Genomic DNA, 25746 nt, shown 5'->3' with positions numbered 1-25746 from the left:
ACCGGCAGTACTGGTCCGGTCGGTCGCTGTCCACCGCGCCCGAACAGGCCTTCATGCCCTGACAGATGTACCGATTGGTGGCAGCAGCGGTGACGGGAATCTCCCGACGATCTCTGGTAGAGGTGGACCGAGACAATGATGTCGCTAATCAGTCATCGACTTAAAGTACAGCCCTGAACAAGTCTGGCGTCTTGCCCCCAGAAGGTCCCGCGGGCACAGTATTTGACGCTGTTTTCGCCCCCTGTTCGTTTAATCCGCGCGACCAGCCGGGGCGCGTCAGCGAGCCCGACCGCCCCGTGAAGTGTCGGTGCCCGATTTCATGCAAAGCCCTCAACACCCTGAGATAGAGCCAAGGAGCGGCATCCGGAATGTCCATTATCTTTCGTCTTAGGCGCACTGGACTTGGCCACCCCGTCCGTGCCGGCCTCGCGGCCGCAACTGTGTTGGCTACCGCAGGTGCTCTCTTCGTAGCTGACCCTCTGCGGATGCTGCCGACGGCGGGCAGCACGGACAGCCCGATCACCGGATTCACCGGTAAATGTATCGATGTGGCGGACGCCAACACGGCTAACGGTACGGCTGTTCAGCTCTACGACTGCAACGGCACCGGAGCCCAGCGCTGGTCCAGCCCCGGGGACGGCACCCTGCGGGCGTTCGGCAAGTGCCTGGACATACAGGCGGACGGCACCGCGGACGGGACGTCCGTGTGGCTGTGGGACTGCCATGGTGGAGCGAACCAGCAGTGGGTGGTCACCGAAGCCCACGACATCGTGAATCCCGCCACGGATAGGTGCCTGGACGTACGCGGCTACGACAACGCCAACAGAACACCCCTCCAAATCTGGCCCTGTACCGGAGCGGCGAACCAGAAGTGGTTCCATTCAATGGTGGAGGAAGCCCCGGCGAACGAAAGTGGCAGCGATGGTGGCGGCTACGCCCCAGCGGGTTTCGTCGTGAGTGAGAACCAGTTCAATGAAATGTTCCCGGCCCGGAACCCCTTCTACACCTACGGGGGTCTGATGTCTGCGCTGGGCGCCTACCCCGGCTTCGCCACCTCCGGGGACGACACCACCAGGAAGCGCGAAGCCGCCGCCTTCCTGGCGAACACCAGCCACGAGACCGGCGGCCTTGCACATGTCACCGAACAGAACACGGCCAACCACTCCCACTACTGCGACCCTGGCCAGCCTTACGGCTGCCCCGCCGGCCAGAGCGCCTATTACGGCCGCGGCCCCACTCAGCTCAGCTGGAACTTCAACTACAAGGCGGCGGGCGACGCCCTCGGCGTCGACCTGCTGAACAACCCCGGACTCGTGGAGAGCGACGCCTCCGTTGCCTGGAAGACTGCTCTTTGGTACTGGAACACCCAGAGCGGCCCCGGCACCATGACCCCGCACGACGCCATGGCCAACAACTCCGGCTTCGGCCAGACCATCCGCTCCATCAACGGCGCCTTGGAATGTGACGGCAAGAACCCCGCACAGGTGCAGAGCCGCGTGGCCAATTACCAGCGATTCGTCCAAATTTTGGGAACGACACCGGGAGACAACCTCGTCTGCTGAAGCAGCGGGTTCCCGGACCCGCGAAGACCTCGATCCGCGACGACGGGGCCACCACCGATGTGAGGTTTCCCTCAAAATCCGGGTATAGTTGACAGCGGGTTAGCTGGAGCTCACAAGAGGGCCAGCGACCACGACCATGACTGCACACCGGAGTGCTGGCTCTGTTTGGGATCTTGTGACATGCCCTGCCTAAGTGCATGCATCAGAACCGCTGATCTGTGACGCTCTGCAGCAGATTCGGATGAACCGAGCGCGCTCTAGTTTCGTTCGAAGTGATGACCTGCAGGCTACGTCCGAGGAAGGTATCTTGCCTCAAGAATTCACAGAGCTTGAAATCGAACATGCGGTGGCGCTATGTGCTGCAACAGAGGCTTGGGAGAGGGCCCGGTCCCTCCGTAATGGAGAGATCGTGACAGGAGGACCACCTCGCCCGCACGAGCTTGAGATGGTTCGCCTTCGGGCGCCGGCTATTTGGAGCCTTTCGCATCACGATGGGGATGTTCTTGCTGTTACACGTCGGGCTATCGCGGACGGTTATCAGGGTGGTCCCCTGACTGAGCAACAACTCTTTCAAACTTTGTCGTCGAATGTTGAGTGGCGGATTACTGCCCTAGGTGCCGCCCTCTCGACGGACAGGCCTTCACAGCACCTGCCGACTGCACTTCACTCTGATCCTTCGCGTCACAAAGACCAAAGGCCTTTCACCCCGCCGCCGTCCTATTCTCGTTCCAACTCCCCGAGCGGCCAGAGCCGTCGCGGCTAATCTCGGATCTTCACGACGGGCTGCCGCCTCCGTCGGTAGCCCGTTTCGCGGATTCCATTTCCAGGCCATTGGCAAGCCTGCCAGGTCCTGGTAGATAAAAAAACAAGCTCAGCGCTAGGCGGTGGCGGCCCGGCGGATGGTGTTGGGCTGCTGCATCCGCAGGCGTATGGGCCTGGGCTTGCTGATCGTCTTCTCCGGTTCGACGGGGTGGGGCGACGTGCGCGGCAGCCGGGGAGGACGGGTGAGCCGACGGGCCATGAGGGTGATGAAGGTCCAGGTGATGTGGGCTTCGCTGTGGAGGCGCTCGTAGCCGCGGACGTTTCTCCTAGCTCTCATGATCCACGAGATGGCCCACTCGACGCGCCACCGCTTGGCCAGGATGGCGAAGCCGTCCTGGTCCTTGCGGCGGGGCAGCGTCCTGAGGGTGATATCGAGCAAGGAGTGGGACCAGTCCACGAGGGTCTCGCCGTAGGCGGAGTCCGCCCAGGCGACGGCGACTTCGGGATGCGTCAGGCGCAGGCGGAACAGCCGCTCAACGGTCCCCACGGCAACCGGCTATCGAACACGCCAAATGAGATGACTTCTAAGACCGTGTCCTACATGGTCAGTTGGTCGTTGGGCTGCGTATGGGGCGGGGTACGTGGAGTTGGATTGTTCCGGACGGCTTGTGGGAGATCGCCAGGCCGTTGATCCCGGAGGTCCGGGTTCGGCCGCAGGGCGGCGGGAAGCAGAACACGCCTGATGAGACGCTGTTCGCAGCGATCATCTATGTGCTGGTCAGTGGATGTGCCTGGCGGGCTCTGCCGCCGTGTTTCGGGATATCGAAGTCGACCGCACACCGCAGGTTCATGATCTGGTCGAGGGCCGGCGTGTGGGGGCGCTTGCATGAAGCCGTCGTTCACCGGCTCGATGACGCGGGCCTTGTCGATGTCTCCCGTGTGGTCCTCGACTCGGCTCATGTGCGCGCTAAAAAGGGGCGAACACACAGGTCCGAGCCCCGTGGACCGAGGCAAGCCGGGTTCCAAGATGCACATCCTGTCGGACGCGAACGGACTGCCCCTGGTCGTCGGCGTCTCGGCCGCCAACGTCCACGACAGCCAAAGCCTGAAGCCCATGGTGGCGGGTCACCAAACGAAACACGACCCCTATCGCGGCCGCCACTTCAAACCCCAACGCCTCCATGCCGACAAGGCCTACGACATCCCTGGACTGCGGAAATGGCTCCGCGGCAAGCGGATCGGAGTGCGTATCGCCCGCAAGGGCATCGAGTCCAGCGAACGATTGGGTCGGCGCCGATGGGTGATCGAACGGACCATCTCCTGGCTGTCCGGCTACCGCAGACTCAGCCCTCGCTACGAACGGAAACCCCGCAACTACCTGGCCTTTCTCGGCCTCGCCGCAGCACTGTGCTGCTACAAACGACTCCTCAAACTGACCATGTAGGACACGGTCTAAGAGGTCCTAACAAAGGCGTTGGACGTGGCGGTGGGTGATCAGGCAGACGGCGAGGCCGAGGAAGGCCTCGTGGATGTCGTCGCGTCGTTCCCAGCGGATGCGCAGGCGGCGGAAGCCGTGGAGCCAGGCGATCGTTCGCTCGACGACGTAGCGGAAGGTGCCCAGGCCAGTGCCGTGCGGCTCGCCTCTCTTCGCGATCACGGGGCGGATCCCTCGCTGCCAGAGCAGGCGGCGGTATTTGTCGTGGTCGTAGCCGCGGTCGGCCAGGAGTGCGTCGGGGCGTCGGCGGGGTCTGCCGACCTGGCCCGCGACGGCGGGAATCTTGTCGAGCAGCGGCTCGAGTTGGGTGACGTCGTTGCGGTTGCCGCCGGTCAGGGACACCGCGAGCGGGATGCCCTGGCCGTCGACGATGAGGTGGTGCTTGCTGCCCGGGCGTGCGCGGCCGGCCGGGCTCGGCCCGCTTTGGGCCCCGTCGGGCGGCCCGCACGTGCGAGGAGTCGATCACCGCCCGTTCCCAGTCCAGCTGGTTCTTCGACCGCAGCTCGTTCAGCAGCAGCTGGTGGAGCTGGTCCCAGACGCCGGCCTCGTTCCAGGCCGCCAGGCGCCGCCAGCAGGTCATGCCCGAGCCGAAGCCGAGTTCCTGGGGCAGGTACTCCCACTGGATACCGGTGTGCAGGACGAAGAGGATCCCGCACAGGGCCTGGCGGTCCGGCACCCGCGGTCTGCCCTCGGCCTTCTTCGGACCCACGCGGGCGCGTCCTTCCTGGCCACCATGGGGAGGTGGCCGAGGGGGACCAGGGCGGGGTATTCCAGCTCGCCGCTCAGGCCGTACAGCCGGGCCATCCCCATGGCGTTGCTCACATTCGCAACCGCCCTGGTGTCCTCACTGTTCCGCGGCACCGCCGGGTCGATGTGGTAACCCCCTGCGGCCGTGGCTTCACGGGGATCTGCGCATCCGCCAGCACCTTCCCCTCCGCTTCACTGACCGCGCTCACAGGGCGGAGGAGGTTATGCATCCGCTGCCGGGCCGCGTTCTCCCACGCGGACGCGTCCTTCCTGGCCTGCGTGGGGAGGTGGCCGAGGGGGACCAGGGCGGGGTACTCCGGCTCGCCGCTCAGGCCGTACAGCCGGGCCATCCCCATGGCGTTGCTGACATGCGCAGCCGCCCTGGTCTCATCACTGAGACGCGGCACCGCCGGGTCGATGTAGTAACCCGCCCCCTGCGGCCGTACCTTCAGAGGGATCAGCGCCGCCGCCAGCACCTTCCCCTCCGCTTCACTGACCACATTCGCAGGGTTGAGGAAGCAGGCCCGGAGCCCGGCCGGCGAGCAGACCGACGACGGCCGTGACGTATGCGTGAGCGGTACCGACGGATATACCGAAGCCGGCCGCGATGCCCGCGATGCGCGCGAGGGTGTCGTGACGGCGCAGATACACCAGGGCGACCAGCGCACGCTGGTGCGGCGGGAGCTTGCATCGCCGGTCCCCCTCAAGGGTGACGATGAGCATCGTGACCCACTCGCCCAAGGCGTGAGACAGGTCGAGTGCGGCCGGATAGGGACCCAACGAGGCTCCTGTGCCCATGAGTTGAGACTTCGAACACCTCCCTCAACGGCACGGGAGCCTCGTGCGTTGCGGTCCCTCGTCCCCAGCAGCACCGTCACCCGTTCAGCGGCCACGCTGAAAAGGCTCACTGCCATCAGTCGGGGTGTCCCTGCTCGTCAAAGGTGGCGGCCCGAAGGCCGTGGTCTTCCTGCTAACCGGTCCGCTTCACAGACTCCCCGGCAGGCCCAGTCGGCGTGTCCTGCCGGATGAAGCTGCGTGGGGCGCCGTGCCCATGTATGGGCGACCTGCAAACGATATCCCTGATCCGGTCCACGAAATGCAGCAACCGCTTCAAGCGAACATGGCGCCGAGGCACCTGTAGAGCGAGCCGAAGCTGCCCGGTAAGTGACCGGCCTGCCGATGGCACGAGCCCGCCGTCGCTCCAGGGACCGTTGGGCGATCGCGCCTCATCCAGAATGCCGGTATTGCCCGGATTCATGACAGAGATCCCTCTATGGCCACGGAACATCCGTTCTCCTGGATTGCGAAGGCCCCCGCCGAGACGAGGGCCTTGCATATACGCAGGTCAAGCGCCTGTCATGAAGGTGAGTTCAAGGTGGGACTCCTGGAATCCGTCCGAACCGGCGCATGGTCGCCCACATGGCGGCCATGCTGCCCGGGGTGCGGGTCAACATCGATCCCGAGCCCGGTCCGGACCGCGGCGCCTTCCAGATCGGCAGCGAGCGCTACCGACTGGACGCGGGCATCACGGAGTACGTCCTGCTGGCCCGCCTCACCGCCGGGGACCGGCGCGAGGCCCGGCCCGCCTTCCTGTTCTGCGGGCAGCGGGCGATCACCAACCAGGCCGCCACCCGCTACCTCGCCCGGCACCACGAGAAGCTGGCCCGCAAGCACGGCACCAGCTCCTTCGTGCTGCTGCTGAAGGTGGTCAACTCTCAGGCGTACGGCCCGGACGTCGTCGAACTCGTGGGGGACGTCACCCGGGCGGCGACCAGCCCGCTGCCGACACCGGCACCGACGTCCCGCAACTCCCATCGGGCTTAGGGGATGTGTGCAGCTGACCTTCTCCTCGCCCGCGGACACCCTTGCGTGGTGTCCGCCGTGCCGCGCGAGCAGTGATCTCCGGCTGCACTCTGCGATTCCCCCTGGCCGTTCGTGTGCCCTGACCACAGCAACGTACCGAGACAAACGGCACACATGCGAACGACACGCACCATTCGGGCATTAGCCCCTTTTAAGGCGATTATCGGGCTGAGGGTTCACGCCTCGGCGACTTCGCCGTACAGCTGCGAGAGTTCGGGCACCCCGTCCGCCGCCCACGCATGTCCGGACGCCACCACGTCGAACTCCCGGCCGGAGGCGAGCCGGACGACGGGCTGGCCGTCGGACCGGATGGCCCAGAGGGCTCCGGGGACGGTCCGCACGATCACCGTGCCGAGGTACAGACCGGCGTCGTTGCCCAGCCAGGTCTGGATCTCCTCGTCGCTGCGCCAGCGCGGCAGGATCTGGTCCAACTGCTCCAACGAGACCGCGGAGTCGTCGAGTCGGACCCCCTCCCGCAACGCCTGCGAACGCAGCAGATCACAGTCGGCGAGCAGCTCGCCGATGCCCTCGGCGTCATGCGCCCGGGGATCTTCGCGCCGCTTGCCCAGGAAGGGGAAGTTCATACCTCCACACTGTCATTCGTACCGCCCCGCGCACCACAGGGCGCGCAGGCCCGGCGCGCTCACACGCCGAGGTCGACCACGACCGGCGCGTGGTCCGAGGCACCCTTGCCCTTGCGCTCCTCGCGGTCGACGTAGGAGTCGGTGACGGCCTTGGCGAAGGGCTCGTTCCCGTAGACCAGGTCGATGCGCATGCCGCGGTTCTTGGGGAAGCAGAGCTGGCGGTAGTCCCAGTACGTGAACGGGACGTCGTACTTCAGCGGGCGCGGGACCACGTCGGACAGTCCGGCCCCGCGCAGGGAGGCGAGGGCGGCGCGCTCGGCGGGGGTGACGTGGGTGGAGCCCTCGAAGGCGGCGCGGTCGTAGACGTCGTCGTCGGACGGCGCGACGTTGTAGTCGCCCATCACCGCGAACGGCCGGTCGCCGGCGGCGTCGCCCTCGACGGCGGCGCGCAGCGCCTCGAACCACTGGAGCTTGTAGGCGTAGTGCGGGTGGTCGACCTCGCGGCCGTTGGGCACGTAGACCGACCAGACGCGGACCGGGCCGCAGGTGGCGGAGATCGCGCGGGGCTCCTGGACGCCCTCGTAGCCCGGGTCGCCGGGCAGGCCCTTGACCACGTCGGTGAGGCCGACCCGGGAGAGCACCGCCACCCCGTTCCACCGGCCGGTGGCGTGTACGGCGGCCTCGTAGCCCGCCTCGCGCAGCTCGTCGAAGGGGAACTGCGCCTCGGCGACCTTGGCCTCCTGGAGGCACAGCACGTCGGTGCCGCTGCTCTCCAGCCAGGCGAGGAGCCTCGGCAGGCGGGCGGTGATCGAGTTCACGTTCCAGGTCGCGATGCGCATGTCCCACAACCTACCGGGCGGCACTGACAACCCGGCCCCGGGCCGTGGGCGCCTCAGAGCCGCGCGGAGTCGCCCGGGGCCAGCCGCAGGTGCTCGGCGCCGCCCAGCTCGCCGATCTGCCGGTCGTAGATCGGGCGGGCGAGGTCGGTGAGGAGCGCGTCGTGGATGTCGTAGGCGCGCTGCGGCTTCACCTCACGGACGTACTCGATGACCTCGGCGATCTTGTTCCAGGGGGCCATGACGGGGAGCATCAGCGTCTCGACCGCCTGGTCGGGGACGGTGAGCGCGTCGCCGGGGTGGAAGACCCTGCCGCCGTCCAGGAGGAAGCCGACGTTGGTGATGCGCGGGATGTCCGGGTGGATCACGGCGTGCAGCTCGCCGTGGACCTGGACGTCGAATCCGGCGGCGGTGAACGTGTCGCCGTGGCCGACGGTGTGCACGCGGCCCGGGAACGCCGCCGAGATCTTCTCCGCGACGGACTTCAGCGTCCAGATCTCGGCGGCCGGGTTGTCCTCCATCGCGGCCCGCAGCCGCCGCTCGTCGAAGTGGTCGGGGTGCTCGTGGGTGACGAGAACGGCGTCCGCGCCGAGGACGGCGTCCTCCTCGCTGAATCCGCCGGGGTCGAGGACGATCGTCCGCCCGTCCTTTTCGAGGCGGACGCAGGCGTGCGACTTCTTGGTGAGCTTCATGACTCCATCCTGCGCCCTCACTCCGGGGGTGTCGTCTCCTCACGGACGACCTGCTGCGCGACCCGGAAGGCGCTGCTCGCGGCCGGTACGCCGCAGTAGACGGCCGCCTGGAGCAGCACTTCCTTGATCTCGGCCGGGGTGAGGCCGTTGCGCAGGGCGGCTCTGAGGTGGGGGGCGAGCTCGTCCGTGTGCCCGCCGGCGACGAGGGCGGTGAGCGTGACGCAGCTGCGGGAGCGCCGGTCCAGGCCCGGCCGGTCCCAGATCTCGCCCCACGCGTAGCGGGTGAGGAGTTCCTGGAAGTCCCCCGAGAACTCGTCGGCCTGCGCGAGGGCCTGGTCGACGTGCGCGTCGCCGAGCACTTCGCGGCGGACCTTGAGTCCCGCGTCGTACGGGTCGGGCCGCCCCTGCCCCTGCCGCGGTACGGCGGCCGGGGCGATCTCGGCGATGGGCGCGGCCTGCGCCGGCGGTGCCAGGGCCGGCTGCGCGGGGGCCGGGGAGGCCACCGGGGCGACGGGGGCCGGGACGGGGATCTGGCCGGTGGAGGCGGTGTCGTGCGGGGTCTGCCAGGCGGTGGTGAAATGCCGCACCAGCAGGTCGGTGACGGCCGCGGGCTGCTCGACCGGGACCAGGTGGGAGGCGCCGGGCACGACGGCGAGGCGGGCGTCGGGGATGCCGGCGACCAGGGTGCGGGCCTCGGCGGGGCCGGTGACCTGGTCGTCGGATCCGACGAGGACCAGGGTGGGGACGCCGACCCGGCCCAGCTCGCCACGGACGTCGAAGGCGGCGAGCGCCTCGCACGCGGCGATGTAGCAGCCGGGGTCGGTGGTCCGCACCATCTGCACGGCCCACTCGGTGATCGCGGGCTGGGCGGCGGCGTACCCGCCGGTGAACCAGCGCTCCGGTGAGCTGCGGGCGATGGGGTCGAGCCCGTTGGTGCGGACGATCACGCCGCGCTGGCGGAACTCGTCGGCGGTGCCGAAACGGGGCGAGGCGGCGATCAGCGCGAGGGAGGCGAGGCGCTCGGGATGGCGCAGGGCCAGCTCCATGCCGACCGCACCGCCGAACGCGCAGCCCGCGTAGCCGAACCGCTGCACGCCGAGTCCGTCGAGGGTGGCGAGCAGCCGCTGGGTCAGCTCGGTGACGGACCCCGCCGGGCGGGCGGGGGCGCCCCCGTGCCCCGGCAGATCGAACCGGAAGACCCGCCAGTGCTGCGACAGCTCGGGCACCTGGCGATCCCACATGTGCCATGTGGTACCCAGTGAGGGACCCAGGATCAGGACCGGAGCGTCCACTGGCCCGTCAAAGCGGTATTGCAGGGTGTTCGGCGGTGTCTCACTCACGGCTCCGACCCTCTCACGTCTCGCAGCCGCCCCTATAACGCGGGGGTGCGGGAAACCGGTCTGACCATTCAAGACCTCGCGGGCTGCGTATCGCTTGAGGCATCGGATGATCTCGCGCCGGGTCTTGCCCTCCTGGGTGCGGCGTTCGTAGGACGCCTGGGTAAGCGGGTCGTGGCGCAGGCGGGTGAAGACGATGCGGTGCAGGGTGGCGTCGGCCCGGCGGTCGCCGCCGTGGTTGAGCCGGCACGTGCGCCGTCGGCCGGAGGAGTACCCGATGGGGGCTGACTCCGCAAAGGGCAGCAAAGGACGCCTCGCCGTTCAGTCGCTCGGGGTTGTCTCCCATGGTGATCAGGAGAGTGACGGCGCTGTCCGGGCCGATGCCCACCGGTTCGAGCAGCTGCGGAGGCGTGGAGTTCGACGAGCCGGGCCAGGCGCTGGTTCAGCTCGTCGATCTGCGCGGTGAGCTGTTCGATGTGCTCGGCGAGCATGCGCAGCGTCATGTGGGTGGCCTGGGTCACCGCGTCCTCGTCTCCCCCACCGTCGGGAGGGCCGAGGCGCGCGCAGGTGCGGAACAGCTCGGCGTTGCCGAGGCCCGACAGCCGTTCCCGCAGGGCGGGTCGGCGATGACCAGGACGGCCTTGAGCTGCTTGATCGCCTGGGTGCGGGCCCTGACCGCGGAGTCCTTGGCGAGCTTGAGGATCCGGGCACTGTGCACCGGACCGTCGCCGGACTTGGCCCGGGCCGGGCACGACCGCTGAGCACGGCCCGCGCTGCGGCCTGGGCATCGAGCGGGTCCGGCTCGCCGAACAGCCGGCGGGCCGTACGGTCAGGCCGGTTCACTTGGAACACCTGAATCTGCTGGGCCGTCACCCGCGCGGAGCTCGCCCGGGAGTCCCTGCTGGAGGTCGCCGGTGTCGGAGTAGTCGACCGTGACGTGTGTGTCGGGGTTGGAGCGGTGGAACTCGGCGACAACGGCGTCCATCGCGGACCTGTCGGTGCCGTTTGCCCTGACTGACAACTCGACCGGCCCGTCCTGTTCGGTCCCGAACGGGCCGCATCCGGTCGTCGTGATGGCTGCGAGCGCCAGGCTGATGGCGAGGCCGAGCAGGGGTGAGGTGGGTGTCACGGACGGACTCCGGGCGGGAAGGAGGAATGAGGTTGGCTGGAGCCAGGTGTGGGGTGTCAGGGCTGGGTCGGCCGGCGGCGGCCGTGTGACGTTCACTCGACCGCGCAGCGGTCACACGAGCCGCCCGCGACCCAGGGGCCGACGGTGGTCAGCCGAGCGTGAGGGCACGCTGTGCGGTGACGACGCGGGAGGAACGCGCCGTCGCGAGGGTGTAGACACCCGGGGTGAGCGTCATTGCGCCCGACGACCAGACGCTGAGGTCCTGGACCGGGATCGTCAGGCTCAGTCGCTTGGAGCCGGCCGCTGGAAGGGTGACCTTCTGGAACGCGACCAGTCGGCGAGGCTCCGCCTCCGCCGAGGCGGGAAGGGCGGCGTACACCTGGAGGACCTCGGTGCCCTCTCGCCGTCCGGTGTTGGTCACGGTGACCCCGACGATGACCTGTTGGGCGGCCTTGTCGTAGGTGGCTTCCAGAGAACCGTGCGCGAAGGTCGTGTAGGACAGACCGTGGCCGAAGGGGAAGCGGGGTTCCTGCCTCCTGGCGTCAAAGAAGCGGTAGCCGACGGCAGTGCCCTCGTCGTAGGAGACGATGCCGTTCGTGCCCGGGTACGTGGCGGGGGTGTTACCGGGGCCCTGAGTGGCGTCGGCCGGAAAGGTCACCGGAAGGCGGCCGGCCGGGTCACTGTCGCCGAAGAGGACGGCCGCGATGGCAGTGCCGGCACCGCGGCCCGCGTACCACGCCTGCACGACGGCCTCCACGTCGTTCAGCCAGGGGGAGGCGACGGGACCGTCGGTGTTGAGGACGACGATCGTGCGGGGGTTGGCGGCGGCGACGGCGGTGATGAGCTGATCCTGGTCGCCGGGCAGCGCGTATCCGTCGTGGTCCATGCCCTCGCCGGCGACCCGGTTGACGAAGACGACGGCCGCGTCGGCCACGCGAGCCGCTGTCACGGCGGCGGGGATGAGGGAATCGGTCTGCCAGCCGAAGGTCAGGCCGCTCGTGCCGGGTTCCGCCGTGGCGTTGTGGTAGGTGATCTCCACGCTGACGGCGCGTCCGGCGGTCAGTTCGGCGGTTCCCTGGAGCGGGTAGTCGTAGGGGCCGAGGAAGAAGCGGGCCATCTGGCGGGTGCCGGAGACAACCGTCCTGCCGTCGATCTTCAGCGTGGTTGTCCCCGACGGCAGCAGGGAGAAGCGGTGCAGGCCGGTGGTGGTCGGGGCCAGCGTGCCGGTCCACTTGGCCGACCACACCTGCGGCAGGCCCTCGACCGGGGCGGCGGTGAAGTCGACGGTGGTGTCGGTGCGGGTCGTGACAGGTGTGCCGGTGCCGTCGGCACTGGCGAAGTAGCTCGCCGTCAGGCCGACCGCCCCGGTGGGGGTGCGCAGGACGGTGGAGGGGACCGTGGTGAGAGGGAGGTCACCTTTGGTTCCCTGGGCGTGTGTGACCTCGACGGAGCTTCCGGCGCGGGCCCGGATCGCGTCGAGGGGGGTGGTCCAGGTCCCGGGGTCGACGTAGGTGGAGCCGGACACGCCGGTGAAGGTGTCGGACCCGGCTGGGCCGATGACGGCGAGCGACTTCACGGCGCCGGTGAGCGGCAGGGCCGCGGAGCGGTTGGCGAGGAGCACCGTCGAGGCGACGGCCGCCTCGTGCGCGAGGTCCTTGTGCGCCTGGGTGCTGACGTCGCCCGCGGGGGCGGGGACGGGGTGGTCGAAGAGGCCGTTCGCGAACATGGTGACGAGGATGCGGCGGGCCGCGTCGTCGAGCCGGGCGGCCGGTATCGCACCGCCGGTGAGGGAACCCGCCGGGATCTGGACACCGCCGGGGCCGAGCCCGGCGAGGTCCATGCCGACCCGGGCGGCGGCCACCTGGTCGTCCCCGGCCCAGAAGTCGGGCACGGTGTAGCCCTGGAGGCCCATGCCCTTCTTCAGGTCGTCGAACAGGCCGGTGTGCCGCGTCGCGAACGTGCCGTTGATCTTCGGGTACGCCATCATCACCGAGGTGGCCGGGGCGGCGGCGATCACGCGGCGGAAGGGCGCCTGGTAGTACTCGTGGAGCGCGCGGTCGGACACCTTGGTGTCGAGGAAGAAGCGGTTGACTTCCTGGGTGTAGGCGGCGAAGTGCTTGAGGGTGACCGCCATGTACCGGGACTGGATGGCCACGGTGAGGGCAGCGCCCAGGCGTCCGGCGAGCACCGGATCCTCGCCCATGGCCTCGGCCTGACGGCCGAAGTGCCAGGTCCGGGTCAGGTCGATGGTGGGGCCGAGGGCGTTGTTGTACCCCTTGGCCCGGCCCTCGGTGCCGATGGCCTCGCCGATCCGGCCGGCGAGCGTCTCGTCGAAGGTGGCCGCCTGGGCCACGGGGACGGGGAAGGCGGTGACGCCCGTCTCGCCGCGCAGCCCCGCAGAGGCGTCGACCATGGTGAGGGCAGGGATGCCGAGGTGGGCCACGGCAGCGAAGTCGCAGCGTACGAGGGCCTCTTTCTCGCCGGCCGTCATGCGGGCGAGTAGTTCGGCGGCCCGGTCCTGCGCCACGGACCGCGGCGCGGCGACCGCTCGGTCGGTGACCGCGGGGGCCATGCTCGCGGCCAGGGCCGTGAAGGCTGCGGCGGACAGGAACGTTCGTCGGTTCACAACGGCTCTCCGGACTGAGATGGCGGCAGTACGACGCGCCGCCGCGGGTTGGGGGGAGGTGAGGCCGGCCGAGGGGTCAGGTCACGGCCGGCCCCGGCTCGATGGGGTTCTGGGAGCAGCCGCGTGGTCGCGGAGCCCCGAGGGAACTCATTCCCTATTTCATTTCTCGGCGGCCGAGTGTTCGCCGCATCTCACGGTGAGCTCTCGGCGCCACGGCCGTATTCAGCCACGAAGTTCTTCCCAGCAGGCTGGAAACTACGGCCTCTTCCGAGGCAAGGTCAACCCTCCGGGGCCTTTTCTTTAAAATAGGCCCTCACCAGCAGGTTTCCTTCTTTGGAATTTTAATGGCGCCCTGAAATTTCAATTGAACGGATCGACGTAATTCTCTGCCATCGACGCCCTGGATGATCTGAATTCACAAGACAAATAGCAGCCCGACGCATAGCGTGATGCGCCGGGCTGTCCCTCTTGGCGTATGGGGTACGGTCAGGCCGCCGCTCCGAGTTCCGCGGTGTCCAGAACATGGTCGCCCGGCCCGAGGGCGAGGGGTGCGCAGCCGGGGAGTTCCACTGTGGCCGTACAGCCTTCCGGCACAGTGATGTCGGCCGTCATGCCGGTGGCGGTGAGCTCCCAGGACAGTGCGGCCGTCCCGTAGGGAGTGTCGTGGCGGACACGGGCCCAGCTGATGCCGCCGCCCGGACGGGGGCGGAGGGAAAGCCGGCGGTAGCCCGGGGCGGTGGCGCTGATACCGCCGACCACCCGGTGCAGCCAGTCGGCAACGGCTCCGAGCGCGTAGTGGTTGAAGCTGGTCATGCCGCCCGGGTTGAGGGTGCCGTCGGGCCGCAGACTGTCCCAGCGCTCCCAGATCGTGGTCGCGCCCATGGCCACGGTGTAGAGCCAGGAGGGGCACTCGGTCTGCAGCAACAGCTGGTAGGCGACGTCGAGGTGACCGTTGTCGGTGAGGGCGTCGCAGATGAGCGGGGTGCCGACGAAGCCGGTGGAGATGCGCGCGCCGTCGGCGAGCACGATCTCGGCGAGGCGGTCGGCGGCCGGTCCGCGCTGTTCCGGCGTGAGCAGGTCGAAGGCGAGGGCGATCGCGTACGCGGTGGCGCTGTCGCTGGTGAGGCGGGCGGAGGGCAGAACGTACCGTCGCCGGAAGGCGTCGGCTGCCTCGGCGGCGAGAGCCGCGTACCGTTCGGCGTCCGCCTCGAACCCCAACTCCGCTGCGGTCAGGGCGAGATGTCGTGCAGAGTGGGCGAAGTAGGCGGTGGCGACGAGGTAGCGGTCGGTGCGGCCCGCGGCCGGGTCGTCGGGTGGGGCGGCCGGGTCGAGCCAGTCCCCCAACTGGACCCCGGTGTCCCACAGGCGGGTAGGACCGGCGAGGCGTTCGACCAGCTCGACCCACGCTTTGGCCATGGGGTAGTGGCGGCGCAGGAGTTCCAGGTCGCCGTAGCCCTGGAAGAGCGTCCAGGGAGTGAGGACGGCGACGTCACCCCATGCGGCCCCGGGGTGGATCGGCGTCCACATCGGCTCGCCCGGGATGACGGGGACGTACCACGGGATCGCGCCGTCCGGGAGCTGTTCGATGCCGACGTCGGTGAGCCAGGAGTCGAGCAGGCCGGCGCAGTCGTAGAGGAAGCTCGCCGTCGGGGCGAAGACCTGGATGTCGCCGGTCCAGCCGAGGCGTTCGTCGCGCTGGGGGCAGTCGGTGGGCAGGTCGACGAAGTTGCCGCGCATGCTCCACACGACGTTCTCGTGCAGGCGGTTGACGAGCGGATCACTGCACTCGAACCATCCGGTGCGGCGCATGTCCGTGTGGTACACGCGGGCGGTCACCTGCCCTGTCGTCATGGCGCCCGGCCAGCCGCTGATCTCGGCGTAGCGGAATCCGTGCAGGGTGAAGCGTGGTTCCCAGGTGAGTGGCCCTCGACCGGAGAGGATCAGGGTGTCGACGGACGTCGCCTCACGCAGTGGGCGAGTGGCCAGCTCGCCGTCCTGGAGGACTTCGGCGTGCCGCAGGGTGAGGGTGGTACCGGCCGGTCCGTCGACGGTGACGCGAAGACGGCCGACGAGGTTCTGCCCGAAGTCGAGCAGGTGACGCCCGTCGCCGGTACGGGTGACGGTGACCGGGGCGACCTCCTCGGTGCAGCGCACGGGCGGCCCGAGGGGAGCGACGAGGGTGCCGGCATCTCGTGCGCCTGTGCGGACCGGAGTCCAGTCCCCCGTGCCGGCCGCAGACGGTGTGGCCCACGCGGGATCGTGCAGGCGGGCGTCGAAGGTCTCCCCTTCGTACAGGCCGCTGGTGAGGATCGGGCCGGACGCCGCTTTCCAGGTTCGGTCGGTGACGACGACATGCGTGGTGCCGTCGTCGTACTCCACCTCCAACTGGGCGATGAGGGACTGGTCGGTGCCGTAGATGTTGCGGGTGCCGCCGTCGAAGCCGTACTTGCCGCGGTACCAGCCGTCGCCGAGCCAGGCACCGACGGTGTTGGCGCCCTCGGTGAGGTGGGCGGTGACGTCGTGGGTGCGGTACCGCAGCCGGTGCGGATAGACGGTCCACCCCGGTGCGAGCGCCTCGTCGCCGACGCGGTGTCCGTTGATCTCCACCTCGTACAGGCCGTGAGCGGTGACATAGAGGCGTGCGCGGGCGACGGGCCGGTCGAGGCTGAAGTCCTTGCGCACGCGGGCGGGGCGGCGCTCGTCCTCGGGGTCCTCGTCCCAGTCGGCGCCCACGGGCACGGCATGCCAGTCGGCGGCGTCGAGGAGCCCCGCCTCGACGTCTCTCGGTGTGCTCCACTCCGAGGGGTCTGCGGCGTCGTGGGTCCAGACGCGGACCCGGACGGTGGCGCGTTCCCGGGACGTCAGGGGGTCGCCGGGCCACGGCACGAGGATCTGCTCGGCGCTGTCGACGCGCCCCGTGCGGCGGATGCCGCCACGGCGTTCGAGTTCCAGCTCGTACGACACCTGGCGGCCGGTGCCTGCGGGCAGGGTCCAGGTCAGCCGGGGGGAGGCGACTCCGATGCCGAGTCCGTCCGGCAGGTGTTCGAAGCTGACCGGGGAGGGCTGAGGGGGGAGCAAGGGGCGACCCTTCTTTCACGTGTGGTCACATTCGGGAGCGTGACAATGGGCGCGGCGAGCTACCCGGTACCGGGGTCCGGGGAGACGGCAGGCCGGGGCCAGGACTGGGTCAGCCCTTCAACGCTCCCGAGGTGAGGCCCTTCATGACCTTCTGGTTGAGGAAGAGGTAGATCAGGAGGGTGCCGAAGACGTTGATGCAGATGGCCGCGAAGAGGGGGCCGTACTGGGTGGCGCCGAAATCACCGGTGAAGTTGAGCAGGCCTACCTGGATGGTGCGCAGATCCTGGTTGTTGGTGAAGGTCAGCGCGATGAGCAGGTCGTTCCAGATGAAGAAGAACTGCACCAGGCCGACGGTGAGCAGGGCGTTGCGGACCAGGGGGAGACTGATGGTCCAGAAGGCGCGCAGGATGCCGGCGCCGTCGATCGTGGCGGCCTCGAACAGCTCGCGGGGGACGCCCCGGTAGTAGGTGGCCATCATGAAGACGGTCAGGGGCAAGCCCGTGCCGGTGTAGGTGAGGATCAGCGGCCACAGGGTGCCGGACAGGCCGGTCTGGAAGTACACCGTGAACAGGGGCAGCAGGATCATCTGCGGCGGGACCATCATGCCCGCGAGGAAGACCAGCAGAGTGAGGCTGCGGCCCTTCCACACCATGACCTGCAGGGCGAAGCCGGCGGCGGTGCCCAGCAGCAGCATCAGCGCGAGCGCGGGGACGACGGCGAGCAGGCTGTTCTGTACGTAGAGGCCGATGTTGCCGGTCGTCCACGCCTCGGTGTAATTGCTCCACTCCCAGGTGGTGGGCAGGCTCCAGGTGGAGTTGTTCAGGTAGTCGTCGTTGGACTTCAGGGAGGTGAGGAACATCCAGATCATCGGGTAGACCTCGACGACCAGCAGGACAGCGACGACGACCTTGACCCAGAGGCGGCTTCCCGGACGGCCGCGCCGGGCCCGCGGGGCACGCACGGGCGCGTTCCCGGAGCCGCCTACGGAGGTCTTCACGGGTGTGTCGATGGTGGCCATGCCTCTCAGCCCTCCGTGAGGTCGCGCCGCGAGACGCGGTAGACGACCAGGCTCACCAGCAGGCACACCACGGTCAGCAGCAGAGCGACAGTGCTGCCGTAGCCGTAGTCGCTGTAGGTGAACGACGTCTGGAACATGTACAGGGTCAGCGGGGTGGTGCCCGTGCCGGGGCCGCCGTTGGTCAACGCGACGATCGAGTCGAAGACCTTCAGCGTGCCGTTGATGCTGAAGATCAGCGAGGACATCAGGACCGGCAGGGACAGCGGCAGCACGATGTGGCGGACCAGCCTGAGTCCCGTGGCCCCGTCGAGGCGGGCCGATTCCAGGACCTCGTCGGGGATGTCGACGAGGCCGGCGAAGAGGAGTACGGCGTAGAAGCCCATGGAGCGCCAGATGTCCATGGCGATCAGGACCCAGAAGGCGCTGCCGGCACTGCCGAAGAAGTCGATCGAGTCGATGCCGACGGCGTTGAGAAGGGAGTTGACCGGGCCGGTCTGTGGGGCGACCTGGAAGAACTTCTGGAAGAGCAGGCCGACGGCGACGGTGGGCAGCACGACCGGGAAGAACACCAGAGTGCGGACGAGCGCCGAGGCGCGCTTGAGGAAGAAGACGTAGAGCAGCGCCAGGAGATACCCGGCGACAACCTGCCCGGCGGTGACGACGGCGGCGTACTTCAGGGTGAACCACAGGGCGTCGTGGACGGCCGGGTCGTCGAGGAGGCGGGTGAAGTTGGCGACGCCGTTTCCGGTGAAGCCGTTGATCGTGTTGCCCTTGGTGAAGGAGTACCCGAGCGACCACACCATCGGGACCAGCATGATCAGGGAATAGACGAGGAGAGCGGGACCGAGCAGGATCGTGATGGCCCTGCGGTCACCGAGTACGCGGTGCATGGGTGGGTGTCCACTTTCTTCGGAGGGACGGGGGCGGCCCGCGCGCGACGGGGCGGGCAGGAGCGTGTGGGCCGCCCCCGGCCGGTCACTGGGCGGCCAGTGCGTCCTGAACGGTCTGCATGAACTGCTCGGGGCTCGTGCTGCCGCTGACCAGACCCGCCGCGTTCTGCTGGCTGACGGTGGTGGCCTTGGTGCTGAACAGGGCCTCGAACCACAGCACGTTCTGCTTCGAGGAACTGATGGTGTCTCGCACCTGGGTGGTGACCTCGTTGGCGTCCTTGACCTCGGTGTTCACCTTGAAGCCGGAGATGGAGCCGTGGTCCTTCAACGCGGTGGAGCCGTAGTTCTTCGCGATGCAGGACACCCAGTCGCCGGTCTTCTTGTCGAAGGACTTCGAGGCGAAGGCGATGCCCAGGCCGACGTTGGACGGGTACTGGTCGACGGAGCCCTTGCCCCCGGTCACGGCCGGGAAGGGCATGAAGCCGGTGTTCTCCGCACCGATCTTGTTCTGCTTGTCGTCGGAGATGTTCGCCAGGGCCCAGCTGCCCATGTAGAACATGGCGGCCTTGCCGGTGAGGAACTGGTTGATCGCGGTGTCGTAGTCGATGGAGCCGACGCCCTTGCCGAACCAGCCCTTCTTGCCGAGGGCGGCGACCTCCTCGGCCGCCTTCACGTACTCCGGGTCGGTGAGCTTCGCCTTGCCGTCCGCCACCTTCCGCAGGGCGTCGGGGCCGAGGCTGCGGTAGAGGTAGCCGCTGATGAGACGGGTGAGCGGCCAGCCCTGCTGTCCGGAGGCGGAGAACGGCTGGACGCCCTTCGCCTCCAGCTCGGCCGCGGCCGCCACCAGTTCGCCCCATGTACCGGGCGCCTTCAGGCCGTTGTCCGCGAAGAGCTTCTTGTTGTAGAAGATGCCCTCGACGTTGTACTCGTACGGCAGGACCTGGAGTTCCCCGCCGTACAGGGCCTTGATGGTGGAGATGGCGGCCGGCTCCAGCTGGTCGAGAACGCCCAGCTCCTTGAGCTTCGCCTCCAGGTCGGCGACCTTGCCGGACTCGGCCAGCTGCTGGGTGAGCGCGGGGGCGTTGCCGGCGGCGAACTGCACTGGCAGCGCGTCCTGCCCGGCCAGCAACTGGAGCTTCTGGTCCAGGCTTGCCTGCGGAACGGTCTCCACCTTCAGCGGCAGGGCGTCGTTCGCGGCCTTGCAGGCACCCTTGGACATGGTGGTCAGCGCCGTCTTCACGGTGGTGTTCTCGGTGACGCCCAGGTAGTCGAAGTTCTCGGGGGCGGAGGAGCCGCCGGCCCCGCTGCCGCCGCATGCGGTGGCGAGCAGCGCGAGCGAGGCGGTGCCGGCGGTGAGCAGGCTCAGTCGCGCCCGACGGGCGCGGGAGGTACGAAGGGGCACGGAGGACTCCCAAGGATCATGACGAGCGGGGGGAGGTGCGGGAAACAGCGCCAGGGGCGAAGTACGGGGCCCGGCAGCACGCGGGCAGCGACTCGGCAGGACCGTGTAAAACGTTCTCCACGTCGAGTGGGCAACACCCTGCACCGCTCCCCCGCCACCGTCAAGACACAAGCGGGTAACACCGTAGTGATGAACGAAAGGCTTGACGGACAGCGGGGAGTAACGTGTAGACCGTTATACCTACGCCTACTCAATTCGGGACGTGGACCATGGACGGGGCTTCCGCAGCCAAGCCGAACAAGCGCGTGACCATCACCGATGTCGCCCGGCACGCCGGGGTGTCCACGGCCGCCGTCTCCAAGGTGATGCGCAATGCCTACGGCGTGAGCGAGGCCATGCGGGAGAAGGTCCAGGCGGCCATCGACGACCTGGGCTACCGTCCGCACGCGGCGGCACGAGGGATGCGCGGCCGGACCTACACCATCGGCGTACTGCTGGACAACGTCCGCAACGCCTTCTTCGCCGACATCCTCGACGGCATCCGGGACGAACTCCGCCACACCGACTACACGGTGCTGATCGGCGCGGCCGGCTTCGACCCCGAGGAACAGGCCAGGACCATCCGTTCCCTGGTGGACCGGCAGATGGACGGACTGATCCTCATCGCCCCGGGGACACCGCGCGCGGAGGTGTTGGACACGGCCGCTTCGACGCCGACCGTGGTCATCGGGCACCACGACGCTTCGGACACCTACGACTCGGTCGTCGACGCCGACGACCTCGGCGCCGGTCTGGTGGTGGATCATCTCGTCTCGCTCGGCCACCGTGACATCGCCCTGGTCTCGGCCCCGGGTACCCGGGCCAACAAGTGGAAGCGCACACCGGAGGCCGTGCTGAGCGAGGGCTATCTGCACGCGATGGAACGGCACGGACTCGCCCGGGTCGCGCGGGTCCACCACACCGCCTACTCCGACGACGGCGGCTTCAAGGCGGGCATGACACTGCTGACGGCCGACCGTCCTCCGACCGCCGTGATGACCGGCGCGGACGTCGCCGCACTGGGCGTCTACCGCGCCGCGCACGAACTCGGCCTGCGCATCCCCCGGGACCTGTCGCTCGTCGGCTACAACAACACCGCGCTCGCCGCCTTGGCCCCCGTGCAACTGACCAGCGTGGACCAGGCGGGACACACCATGGGCTCCGCCGCAGCCCGCATGCTCGTCGAGCGCGTCGAAAGCCGAAGGGACAGAGCCATGCAGACCACGATGACCCCCCGTCTGGTGGTGCGCTCCACCACCGGCGCCCCGCAGGGACGCTAGGCCGTGGACCGGCGACCGACAGCCACTCCCACAGCTCACCGCGAACGTGGCTCCGGCGGAGCGACGGCGGTGGCCGGACCTGTCGGCCGCCCACGTCCCCGGGTCGGCATCAAGGACGTGGCGCGGGAGGCAGGCGTCTCGCTCGGTACCGTCTCCAACGTCCTCAACCGGCCCGAGATCGTAGCCGAGGGAACGCGCTCGCGCGTCCTGGAAGTGATCGACTCCCTCGGCTACGTCCGGGCCGAGGGAGCCCGGCAGTTGCGCGGATGGGCCTCCCGGGTGATCGCCGTCATGGTCCTCGACATGGCGAACCCGTTCTTCACCGCGCTCGCCTCCGGGGTGGAACAGGCCGCCCGTGAGGCGGACCTCGGCGTCATGGTCTGCACGGGCGCCCGCGATCCGGCAGAGGCGGCACGCCACCTGTCGCTCATCACTTCGCACCAGGTCCGCGGGGCCGTGCTGGCCTCCGGCGAGGGAGTCGGGCGCACTCTCGCCGCCTTCCGCCGCAACGCCGTGCCCTTCGTCGTCGCCGACCAGTACGCGCCCCAGCCCGCGGCATGCTCCGTCGGAATCGACGACGTGGCGGGCGGACGTGCCGCGGTACGGCACCTGCTCGAGCGTGGCCACCGCTCCCTCGGCTACGTCAGCGGCCCCGACCGCCTCCAGCAGGTGAGGGACCGCCGCCGCGGCGCCCTCACCGCGATCAGCGAGTCCGGCCTGCCGTCCACCGCGCTGAGAGAACTGTCCTGCGACGCCCTCACCGTGACGGCCGGCAAGGACGCCGGGCACCGCATCCTCGGTCTGCCCGAGCGGCCCACCGCCGTCTTCTGCGCCAACGACCTGCTCGCCCTCGGTGTCCTGCAGGCCCTGTACGAGGCCGGCCTCAGAGTGCCGGACGAAATCGCCGTGGTGGGATACGACGACATCGAATTCGCCGCGTCCGCCGTGGTACCACTCACCTCGGTGCGACGACCGGCAAGTGCTGTGGGACGGCAGGCCGGCCGGCTGCTCATCGAGGACACCGCCCACGGAATCAGGCACACGCACCGCCACGTCGTGCTCCAACCCGAACTGGTCGTACGCCGGTCGACGCTGGCGGCTCCTGCGCGCTGACCGGGTCGGCTCGGGGCCGTGGGGAACGTGTGCGGGACCGATGACGGGTACGGCATGGAAACTGAGCACGGCGAAACTCCGGCCGACGGTACGGGAGGGTCGACCGCGGAGATGAGGATCATCTCGGGCTGTCGGAGAGAGACGTCGAGCGGGAGCGCACCGACGGGCCCCGTCCGAGCATGCGTCCTGCCGGGCGGCCCTGCCCACCCCCACCGTCATTCACGTTGCGGATGGATTCCATCCATAGCGTGGATGGGTCCTTCGTTCACGGGCGGGGGCCTGGCTCATCCCCGGGCTCGTCGGCCATCCGCCTGCCGACCCGGGCGGCCGTCTCGCGCAGCCAGATGTGGGCCGCGTCGTGGGTGTGCACGGGGTGCCACCACAACGCCTCGCTCAGCGGCACCGCCTCGTAGGGCGGCTCCACCACGCGCACGGCGGCGAGCGGGGCGAGGAGCCGGGCGAGACGCGCCTGGACGAGGGCGATGCGCCGGGTTCCGCTGACCAGCAGCGGCATGATCTGGAAGCTGTCGACGGAGACCTCGACGCGGGGCTCGATGCCCAGCATGCCGAGCTGGCGCACGGCCGGGGCGTCGTAGGTGCGCTGGTAGGTGACCCAGGGCAGCCGGGCCAGGTCTTCCCGGGTCAGCCGGTCGTCGACGCTCGGGTGGTCGTCGGCGACGAGGAAGACCCATCGGTCCTGGTAGAGGTCGGTGGCGGGGAAGTCGCTGATGACGCCGTGCGGCATGAGCAGGCCGTCCGTGGTGCTCAGCAGGGCGTCCGTGGCGTCCACCACGGTGGTCGGCGTCTGGGCGAAGCGCAGCCGGATGCCGGGGGCCTCCTGATGCACGACCCGGGCGAGTTCGGCACCGAAGACGGCGACCGCGTAGTCGGACGCCACGAGCCTGAACTCACGGCTCTCCTTGGCCGGATCGAAGTCCGCCTGGCTGGCGAACAGCCGTTCCAGCAGGTCGTAGGCGGTGGACGCGCGGTCGAGGAGGACCTGTCCGAGGGCGGTGAGTTCGTAGTGGCCGCCGACCCGGGCCAGCAGGTCGTCGTCGAAGTGCCTGCGCAGGCGGGAGAGCGCCGCGCTCATCGCCGGCTGGCTGAGGCCGACGCGCTGTCCGGCGCGGGTGACGTTGCGCTCTTCGAGGAGAGCGCGCAGGGCGACGACGAGGTTGAGGTCCAGACGACTGAGATTCACGGCGACTTTTCTCGTTGTTCGGCGATGACCTGCGGAAATTTGACTCATGGATGACTGTCATCCATGGAATCTATTTCCCTGATCGCGGGTGGCGAGTCCAGATTAGTGCCATCGCAATCAGGAGGACATGTCCGTGAAACCTGAAGCCGCGTCCGCCCTCTTCGCCGGACCCTTCGCCCTCGCCACCCTTTCGGCCCTCGATGGGGCCGCGTTCCCCGCTCTCGTCACCCCGGACGCCCAGGTGATCGACCTGCGAGACGTCCTGGACGACGGCGACTTGAGCGTACGGGCCCTCCTGAACGACTGGGAGGCGGTGCTGCCCCGGTTGTCGGCCCTGGCCGGCGACAGCGCGCCACGACGCGCGCCGCTGGCGGACTTCCGGGTGCACGCACCGGTCGAGCCGCGCCAGGTCTTCCAGTCCGGCGCCAACTACCGGCAGCACGTCATCGACCTGCACGTCGCGCACCGCGCGCCGGATGACGAGCGGCCGGAGGCGGAGCGGCGCGCGGAGGCCGCGGAGATCATGGACCGGCGGGCGGCCGAGGACCTGCCCTACGTGTTCATCGGCCTGCCGAGCGCGATCACCGGCCCGTACGACGACGTCGCGCTGCCCGCGTGGGCCGAGAAGCCCGACTGGGAACTGGAACTGGCCGCGGTGATCGGCCGCCCGGCCTACCAGGTGTCCGTCGAGGAAGCCCTGGTCCACGTCGCGGGCTACACGATCGCCAACGACCTGACCGACCGGGCCACCGTCTTCCGCCGGGACATGCCGCAGATCGGCACCGACTGGCTGCGCAGCAAGAACGCCCCGGGCTTCACGCCGCTCGGGCCCTGGATCGTGCCCACCGCGTCGATCACGGACCCGGACGACCTGCGCCTGACGCTGAAGCTCAACGGCGAGACCATGCAGGACGAGTCCACCAAGGACATGATCTTCGACGTCGCCCGGATGGTCTCCTACGCCTCGCAGACCGCACGGCTGCTCCCCGGCGACCTGGTGCTCACCGGCTCCCCCGCCGGCAACGGCATGCACTGGGGCCGGCTGCTGCGCGACGGCGACGTCATGGACGCCTCCATCACCGGACTCGGCGCCCAGCGCACCCGATGCGTGGCGGAGGCGGCCCGATGACCCTGGACCGCACCGATCCCGAGGGATCGATCGCCCGGACCGCGAAGGCGTGCTCGAACTGGGGCCGTTGGGGCGAGGACGACGTGCTCGGCACACTCAACTTCCTCGACGAGGCCAAGCGCCGTGAAGGTGCCGCGCTGATCCGGCGGGGTGCCAGCTTCTCCCTCTCGCAGCGGTTCGACATCGACGGCCCGCAGAAGGGCTGGCGGCGGCGCACCAACCCGGTGCACACCATGCTGGACACCGGCACGGACGCGGCCCTCGGCAACCAGGGCCTGCCGCACGGCATCGGCGGCGCCGACGACGTCATAGCGATGCCGTTGCAGTGCTCCACCCAGTGGGACGGGCTCGGCCACATCTTCGACCACGGCAAGGCGTGGAACGGACGCCCGGCCGAGCAGGTCGTCACCTCCGACGGCGACCTGGTCACCGGCATCGAGCACATGGCCCGGCACGTCGCCGGACGCGGGGTACTCCTGGACGTCGGCCGGGTCGTCGGCGAGGACGGTGAGCTGCCGGACGGCTTCGCGATCACCGAGGAGCACCTGACCGCGACCGCCGAGGCCCACGGTGTGCGGGTGAGTCGCGGCGACATCGTCCTCGTCCGAACCGGCCAGCTCGCCCGAGTGCGCCGCGACGGCTGGGGCGAGTACGCCGGTGGGCCCGCCCCGGGGCTGTCGTTCACCACGGCCGGCTGGCTGCACGGCAGCGAGATCGCCGCGATCGCCACCGACACCTGGGGCTTCGAGGTCCGCCCGAACGAGTTCGAGCACGCCTTCCAGCCGCTGCACCAGGTCGCCATCCCGCACATCGGCCTGCTGATCGGCGAGATGTGGGACCTCGACTCCCTGGCCGAGGACTGCGCCGCCGACGGGGAGTACGCGTTCTGGCTCACCGCCGCGCCCCTGCCCATCACCGGGGCCGTCGGCTCACCCGTCAACCCCATCGCCGTCAAGTAACCAG

22 protein-coding genes and 2 pseudogenes are annotated in these 25746 nt (G+C 69.1%); 8 read left to right on the top strand and 16 right to left on the bottom strand.

Annotation, left to right across the window (positions count from 1 at the left end; all coding sequences use genetic code 11):
• The first annotated feature begins 485 nt into the window (after nt 1-485).
• On the top strand, nt 486-1562 hold the full coding sequence (locus tag OIE75_RS32010) for a glycoside hydrolase family 19 protein (protein WP_329473025.1): 1077 nt from the start codon (nt 486-488) through the stop codon (nt 1560-1562).
• A gap of 877 nt (nt 1563-2439) precedes the next feature.
• On the opposite strand, the gene OIE75_RS32005 is transcribed toward OIE75_RS32010, so the two are convergent.
• Entirely contained in the window at nt 2440-2871 is a 432-nt protein-coding gene (locus OIE75_RS32005) for a transposase (RefSeq protein WP_329473024.1), read from the bottom strand.
• A gap of 80 nt (nt 2872-2951) precedes the next feature.
• Here OIE75_RS32005 and OIE75_RS32000 point away from each other — a divergent pair.
• Nucleotides 2952-3768, top strand: a protein-coding gene (locus tag OIE75_RS32000; RefSeq protein WP_329474089.1) for an IS5 family transposase whose coding sequence is annotated in 2 segments (ribosomal slippage) — nt 2952-3301 and nt 3300-3768 — 819 coding nt in all. Because the reading frame shifts where the segments join, the coding sequence is not laid out codon by codon here.
• An 18-nt stretch (nt 3769-3786) separates the two neighbouring features.
• On the opposite strand, the gene OIE75_RS31995 is transcribed toward OIE75_RS32000, so the two are convergent.
• The 3 genes and pseudogenes from OIE75_RS31995 to OIE75_RS31985 form a co-directional block, all read right to left on the bottom strand.
• Nucleotides 3787-4588, bottom strand: a protein-coding gene (locus OIE75_RS31995) for an IS5 family transposase (protein ID WP_443078458.1) whose coding sequence is annotated in 2 segments (ribosomal slippage) — nt 3787-4240 and nt 4239-4588 — 804 coding nt in all. Because the reading frame shifts where the segments join, the coding sequence is not laid out codon by codon here.
• Nucleotides 4589-4637: 49 nt separating this feature from the next.
• On the bottom strand, nt 4638-5066 hold the full coding sequence (locus OIE75_RS31990) for a hypothetical protein (RefSeq protein ID WP_329473023.1): 429 nt from the start codon (nt 5064-5066) through the stop codon (nt 4638-4640).
• A gap of 16 nt (nt 5067-5082) precedes the next feature.
• Nucleotides 5083-5346: pseudogene (locus OIE75_RS31985) on the bottom strand (helix-turn-helix domain-containing protein); the annotation flags it as partial.
• Nucleotides 5347-5943: 597 nt separating this feature from the next.
• Here OIE75_RS31985 and OIE75_RS31980 point away from each other — a divergent pair.
• Nucleotides 5944-6390: pseudogene (locus OIE75_RS31980) on the top strand (hypothetical protein); the annotation flags it as partial.
• A gap of 215 nt (nt 6391-6605) precedes the next feature.
• On the opposite strand, the gene OIE75_RS31975 reads toward OIE75_RS31980, so the two are convergent.
• From OIE75_RS31975 to OIE75_RS31955, 5 genes are read right to left on the bottom strand one after another with little or no spacing between them, the layout of a single operon-like run.
• Nucleotides 6606-7013 carry a DUF6278 family protein gene (locus tag OIE75_RS31975; protein WP_234961380.1) on the bottom strand — a complete coding sequence of 136 codons (408 nt, stop codon included), beginning with the start codon at nt 7011-7013 and terminating at the stop codon, nt 6606-6608.
• A gap of 59 nt (nt 7014-7072) precedes the next feature.
• On the bottom strand, nt 7073-7852 hold the full coding sequence (locus OIE75_RS31970; protein ID WP_307015976.1) for an exodeoxyribonuclease III: 780 nt from the start codon (nt 7850-7852) through the stop codon (nt 7073-7075).
• A 53-nt stretch (nt 7853-7905) separates the two neighbouring features.
• Nucleotides 7906-8541, bottom strand: coding sequence for an MBL fold metallo-hydrolase (locus tag OIE75_RS31965; protein ID WP_307015975.1), 636 nt, complete (start codon nt 8539-8541; stop codon nt 7906-7908).
• A 17-nt stretch (nt 8542-8558) separates the two neighbouring features.
• A complete protein-coding gene (gene pcaDC / locus OIE75_RS31960; protein WP_307015974.1) occupies nt 8559-9881 on the bottom strand; it encodes a bifunctional 3-oxoadipate enol-lactonase/4-carboxymuconolactone decarboxylase PcaDC in 1323 nt (440 codons plus the stop codon).
• Between the two features lie 13 nt (nt 9882-9894).
• Complete coding sequence (locus OIE75_RS31955; RefSeq protein WP_329474088.1) at nt 9895-10224, bottom strand: hypothetical protein; 330 nt, start codon at nt 10222-10224, stop codon at nt 9895-9897.
• Nucleotides 10225-10288: 64 nt separating this feature from the next.
• Here OIE75_RS31955 and OIE75_RS31950 point away from each other — a divergent pair, with 64 nt between their 5' ends.
• Entirely contained in the window at nt 10289-10639 is a 351-nt protein-coding gene (locus OIE75_RS31950; protein ID WP_329473022.1) for a hypothetical protein, read from the top strand.
• 68 nt (nt 10640-10707) lie between these two features.
• On the opposite strand, the gene OIE75_RS31945 is transcribed toward OIE75_RS31950, so the two are convergent.
• The 6 genes from OIE75_RS31945 to OIE75_RS31920 form a co-directional block, all read right to left on the bottom strand.
• The gene (locus tag OIE75_RS31945) at nt 10708-11007 is read right to left on the bottom strand and encodes an extracellular solute-binding protein (protein WP_329473021.1); all 300 of its coding nucleotides are present in this window, start codon (nt 11005-11007) and stop codon (nt 10708-10710) included.
• A 148-nt stretch (nt 11008-11155) separates the two neighbouring features.
• Entirely contained in the window at nt 11156-13633 is a 2478-nt protein-coding gene (locus OIE75_RS31940; RefSeq protein ID WP_329473020.1) for a beta-glucosidase, read from the bottom strand.
• A 486-nt stretch (nt 13634-14119) separates the two neighbouring features.
• Complete coding sequence (locus tag OIE75_RS31935) at nt 14120-16711, bottom strand: family 78 glycoside hydrolase catalytic domain (protein ID WP_329473018.1); 2592 nt, start codon at nt 16709-16711, stop codon at nt 14120-14122.
• A gap of 109 nt (nt 16712-16820) precedes the next feature.
• Nucleotides 16821-17729, bottom strand: a complete 909-nt coding sequence (locus OIE75_RS31930; protein ID WP_307015969.1) for a carbohydrate ABC transporter permease — start codon at nt 17727-17729, stop codon at nt 16821-16823.
• A 5-nt stretch (nt 17730-17734) separates the two neighbouring features.
• The gene (locus OIE75_RS31925) at nt 17735-18619 is read right to left on the bottom strand and encodes a carbohydrate ABC transporter permease (protein WP_329473017.1); all 885 of its coding nucleotides are present in this window, start codon (nt 18617-18619) and stop codon (nt 17735-17737) included.
• An 85-nt stretch (nt 18620-18704) separates the two neighbouring features.
• Nucleotides 18705-20021 carry an ABC transporter substrate-binding protein gene (locus OIE75_RS31920; protein ID WP_329473016.1) on the bottom strand — a complete coding sequence of 439 codons (1317 nt, stop codon included), beginning with the start codon at nt 20019-20021 and terminating at the stop codon, nt 18705-18707.
• Between the two features lie 269 nt (nt 20022-20290).
• On the opposite strand from OIE75_RS31920, the gene OIE75_RS31915 reads away from it, so the two are divergent.
• Together OIE75_RS31915 and OIE75_RS31910 are read left to right on the top strand one after the other, a co-directional pair.
• Nucleotides 20291-21340 (top strand): LacI family DNA-binding transcriptional regulator, encoded by a 1050-nt coding sequence (locus OIE75_RS31915; RefSeq protein WP_307015966.1) that lies wholly within the window; start codon nt 20291-20293, stop codon nt 21338-21340.
• A gap of 69 nt (nt 21341-21409) precedes the next feature.
• A complete protein-coding gene (locus OIE75_RS31910) occupies nt 21410-22453 on the top strand; it encodes a LacI family DNA-binding transcriptional regulator (protein WP_329473015.1) in 1044 nt (347 codons plus the stop codon).
• Between the two features lie 265 nt (nt 22454-22718).
• Here OIE75_RS31910 and OIE75_RS31905 read toward each other — a convergent pair whose 3' ends face one another.
• Nucleotides 22719-23654 (bottom strand): LysR family transcriptional regulator, encoded by a 936-nt coding sequence (locus tag OIE75_RS31905; RefSeq protein WP_307015964.1) that lies wholly within the window; start codon nt 23652-23654, stop codon nt 22719-22721.
• Between the two features lie 127 nt (nt 23655-23781).
• On the opposite strand from OIE75_RS31905, the gene OIE75_RS31900 reads away from it, so the two are divergent.
• Nucleotides 23782-24783 (top strand): fumarylacetoacetate hydrolase family protein, encoded by a 1002-nt coding sequence (locus OIE75_RS31900; RefSeq protein ID WP_329473014.1) that lies wholly within the window; start codon nt 23782-23784, stop codon nt 24781-24783.
• Nucleotides 24780-25742, top strand: coding sequence for a cyclase family protein (locus OIE75_RS31895; RefSeq protein ID WP_329473013.1), 963 nt, complete (start codon nt 24780-24782; stop codon nt 25740-25742). Before OIE75_RS31900 ends, OIE75_RS31895 begins: the two co-directional genes overlap by 4 nt.
• Nucleotides 25743-25746 lie beyond the last annotated feature (4 nt).

The sequence above is a fragment of the Streptomyces sp. NBC_01723 genome, assembly GCF_036246005.1.
Classification (GTDB): Bacteria; Actinomycetota; Actinomycetes; order Streptomycetales; family Streptomycetaceae; genus Streptomyces.
Note: the sequence above shows the minus strand (reverse complement) of the source record. Positions and strands in the feature narration are given on the sequence as shown.

Bases quoted from the DNA above. Each gene is read 5' to 3' on its own strand.
- OIE75_RS32010 (WP_329473025.1), top strand. From the start codon at position 486: ATGCTGCCGACGGCGGGCAGCACGGACAGCCCGATCACCGGATTCACC.
- OIE75_RS31975 (WP_234961380.1), bottom strand. From the start codon at position 7,013: ATGAACTTCCCCTTCCTGGGCAAGCGGCGCGAAGATCCCCGGGCGCAT.
- OIE75_RS31970 (WP_307015976.1), bottom strand. From the start codon at position 7,852: ATGCGCATCGCGACCTGGAACGTGAACTCGATCACCGCCCGCCTGCCG.
- OIE75_RS31965 (WP_307015975.1), bottom strand. From the start codon at position 8,541: ATGAAGCTCACCAAGAAGTCGCACGCCTGCGTCCGCCTCGAAAAGGAC.
- OIE75_RS31955 (WP_329474088.1), bottom strand. From the start codon at position 10,224: ATGGGAGACAACCCCGAGCGACTGAACGGCGAGGCGTCCTTTGCTGCC.
- OIE75_RS31930 (WP_307015969.1), bottom strand. From the start codon at position 17,729: ATGGCCACCATCGACACACCCGTGAAGACCTCCGTAGGCGGCTCCGGG.
- OIE75_RS31925 (WP_329473017.1), bottom strand. From the start codon at position 18,619: ATGCACCGCGTACTCGGTGACCGCAGGGCCATCACGATCCTGCTCGGT.
- OIE75_RS31915 (WP_307015966.1), top strand. From the start codon at position 20,291: ATGGACGGGGCTTCCGCAGCCAAGCCGAACAAGCGCGTGACCATCACC.
- OIE75_RS31900 (WP_329473014.1), top strand. From the start codon at position 23,782: ATGTCCGTGAAACCTGAAGCCGCGTCCGCCCTCTTCGCCGGACCCTTC.
- OIE75_RS31895 (WP_329473013.1), top strand. From the start codon at position 24,780: ATGACCCTGGACCGCACCGATCCCGAGGGATCGATCGCCCGGACCGCG.